Origin of the sequence: Microcystis sp. M53598_WE2 (assembly GCF_030067735.1) — a bacterium.
GTDB classification, from domain to species: Bacteria; Cyanobacteriota; Cyanobacteriia; order Cyanobacteriales; family Microcystaceae; genus Microcystis; species Microcystis aeruginosa.
Window position 1 is genome coordinate 1 of sequence record NZ_JASJFE010000491.1, and the last position, 3,492, is coordinate 3,492.

General features: G+C 38.9%; 1 pseudogene. It reads right to left on the minus strand.

Annotation, left to right across the window (positions count from 1 at the left end):
• Positions 1 to 2,629, minus strand: a pseudogene (locus tag PX636_RS10165) (non-ribosomal peptide synthetase); the annotation flags it as partial.
• Positions 2,630 to 3,492: the final 863 nt, after the last annotated feature.

A 3,492-nucleotide genomic window follows, 5' to 3' on the forward strand; every position in this document is an offset into this window, starting at 1 on the left:
GCAAAGCTAGACGATGAATTTTTCCATTGGGTAACAAGGGAAAAGCTTCTAACCGCATTAAAAAGCTAGGCTGCATATAAATCGGTAAGAGTTGCTTTAATTTACCTCGAATATATTCCTGATGAACTGTATCCTCGGCTTGATAATAAGCAATTACGTTTACTAATTCCTCCTTTTTATTAGCCATAACTAAGGCTTTTTCTACTCCCTCAATCCCACTGAGGACATCTTCAATCTCTCCTAATTCAATCCGTACCCCATTTAATTTAATTTGATTGTCACTGCGTCCTATTACTTCTAAAGTTAGATCAGGAAGCAGTCTGCCTAAGTCTCCAGTACGATAAACTATATCCCTCCCCCCATTCAAAGGATTAGGCACAAAAACTGAATGAGTTAAGCTTTCATCTTGATAATAACCTTTGGTTAAATAGGGGGATTTAACGAACACTTCTCCTACTTCTCCTATTGCCCTGGCGCGATTTCCATCAACCACTGCATAAGCGGCATCTGGCAAAGTTTGACCACCCGGAACCCGTTCATAGGGAATATTATTAGGGTTAGGAATTCGATAAAAATGCTTAACAAATGTAGTTTCACTTGCCCCATAAATATTCACAAATTCTGTCTGAGAGCCAAAAATTTGATGCCATTCAGCCAGTTCTTTCACAAATAAAGGCTCTCCTCCTAAGACAAAAATTCGCAAACTTTTCAGGAGATTATGTGCATTAATTAAACCACGCCCCATCTTTAAAAATAGACGCATTACCGAGGGGACAGTGTGTAGTAAGTTAATTTTCCATTCTCCTATTCGCAGTAATAAAAGCTCTAAGTCTTCTCGCTCTGTACTCTCTGGAATATACAGAGTTCCCCCGGAGCATAAAGTCACACAGGTTTCCCTCAAATAAGCATCAAAATTAATTTGAGCAATTTGTAAACAGCGCCAACTTTCATTAATGCCAAATTCCCGTTTTTCCCAATCAATGAAATGACGTAAGCTGCCGTGACTGCCTAAAATTGCTTTAGGTTCACCGGTTGAGCCAGAAGTAAACATAATATAATTAGAATCATCAGCATCCGGCATAGCTAGAAGGGGTTGCAGTTTGCTTAATTGGCAAGGAAACTCTTGATAATCCATGCCATTCCACTGATGATATTGCTGAATTTTATGAGCCTTAACCACTAAGATATGAGGCGGTTTTTCTAATGCGGATAGTTGGGGTTTAATCCCCTCTAAATTCTCAGCCGCAACTAAGATAATTTCGGGGCTAGTTTTAATCATCATGCGTTGCCGGCGCTCCTCGGGTTCATCTAAACGTAGAGGTAAATAGATTCCTCCGGCTTTAAATACTGCCAGCATAGCGATTAACTGACGATAATCTCCTTCTAGGAGAACACCACAAACCTTATCTTTTTCCACGCCTAATTCTTTTAAGGCATAAGCCCAAAAGTTAGTTAGTTCATGTAATTCTTGATAGCTAAATTTACCCCCTGGATAAATAATCGATGTTTTCTCCGGTTTGGCTGCAACTTGGTCAATAAAATCGTGGATAATAGTACGGGTTTCTAAGCGAGGAATAGGATTGATAAAATTGGCAATGAAAGCGGTTTCTGCCTCCGATAACAAAGAAATGTCTTTGACGGGTTGGGCGGGGTTAGATAGCATTTCATTCAAGAGTTTATCGAAGTGAATGAGACATTTTTTCATCCTCTCCTCTTGGAATAAGTCGGTGTTATAAATTAGCTCTAATCTGAGTTTTTCCTGATCTTCACTAAACACAAAAGATAGATCAAACTTACTGGTCGGGGTCAGGGAATCTAGAGATTTTATTTGTATATTTTCCAAGCCTACAGGTTGATCAAAATTTTGCAGAAGGACTAATATATCAAACAAGGGAGTGCGGTTAATTTCTCTAGAAACAGCTAATTTTTCTACTAAAATATCAAAGGGATAATCGGAATGTTCTAAGGCTTCGGTAACGGTTTGACGAACCTTTGCGAGTAGATTTTTGTAGCCTTTTTCGGGTTCAATTTGGTCACGAATAACTAAGGTATTGAGAAATAAACCGATTAGAGATTGCAGTTGAGGATGGCTTCTGGTGGCGATTTCTGTACCAATAGTAATATCATGTTGACCACTGTAGCGATACAGTAATATTTTGACAGCCGCTACCAATGCCATGAATAGGGTGATTTCGTTTTCCTGACAAATTTTTCTTAATTTAGAAATCGTTTCTCGGTCAAATGTCCAGCTTAAATGAGAACCCTTAAACGTCTTTATTTGGGGACGTTTAAAGTCTGTCGGTAAGTGAACTCTGGTCAGTTGTCCATTGTCCAGTTTTTGCCGCCAGTAATCTAGGTTTTTGGGATTATTTTCGCTTCTTAAAAGATTATTTTGCCATCCTGCATAATCTTTATATTGTATCGGCAATGGCTCTATACTAGGCTGTAATCCTTTGGCTAAATCAGAGTAGTATTGTAAGCATTCTTTAGCTAACAAACTCATTGACCAACCATCACAGATAATATGATGAATTTCTAACTCTAAAATATATTCATTCGCAGATAGTTTATAAATCTTAGAGCGCACCAGGGGACTTTTCTCTAAGTCAAACGGTTTCTTCCTTCTTTTTACAAGTAGGGAACGAATTTTTTCACCAGGTTTTTTCAACTGAAGAGATGCAAAAAGAGGGAAAGAGGTACCGTCATTGATAGTGTTGACAGATAACCGGTTTACGAAGTGATTTACTGCAGCTCCTAGATTTGCATAGCCATTGACAGTTAAGTCAATTCCATGAATAATGCGGAACTCGACTCTTGATATGAAACCAAATTGACCATAGCAGTCGTCAATAGTGAGCCGGGATAGCCTGTAGCATAACTCTAAACTATTGTCGGCTTCTAAGTATACCGGATCCAGAGTAAGTTTGTTGCCGGGACCTCTAAAAATCATAGGATTAAATAGAATCGTAGCATGAAGATAATTTTCATTACTGCTGTCGTAGCAGGTCCGGAGCCTTTCCATAGATTTACCCAAGCCGAAAAGAATCGGATTTAAGTTCTGATCAATATTTCTCCAGCTTAAACTGAGGCAGTTACCGTATGAAAGCGATTTACAATTGTAGCGCCAATTGTCCCTGCATGAGATTTCAGCTTTTAGTGGCCAGACGCATTGTTGCGCTGAGAGAAATTCATCAAACTTAAAGCATCCTAACCCGCCACAGTCCGGAGGGAGATAAATTCTTGCTTTAGCTATTTTTTCAGTACCGATAATAAAATCGTCGACGCTTTTTTGAATGGCATTGAGTGTAGCAGGTTTTGGCATCAAGAAACAACCGAGATAATTAAGCAAAGAGACGAGCAAGCTTTTTGCCACATTTATTCTTCCCGGTAAGGTTAAGTTGTAGCGGGACCAGTACCGGACTGATTTTTTTATCGACTCATGAATTGAGATAAAATTATCATCAAGATTCTCAAGGTTGCAATCAATGGTGA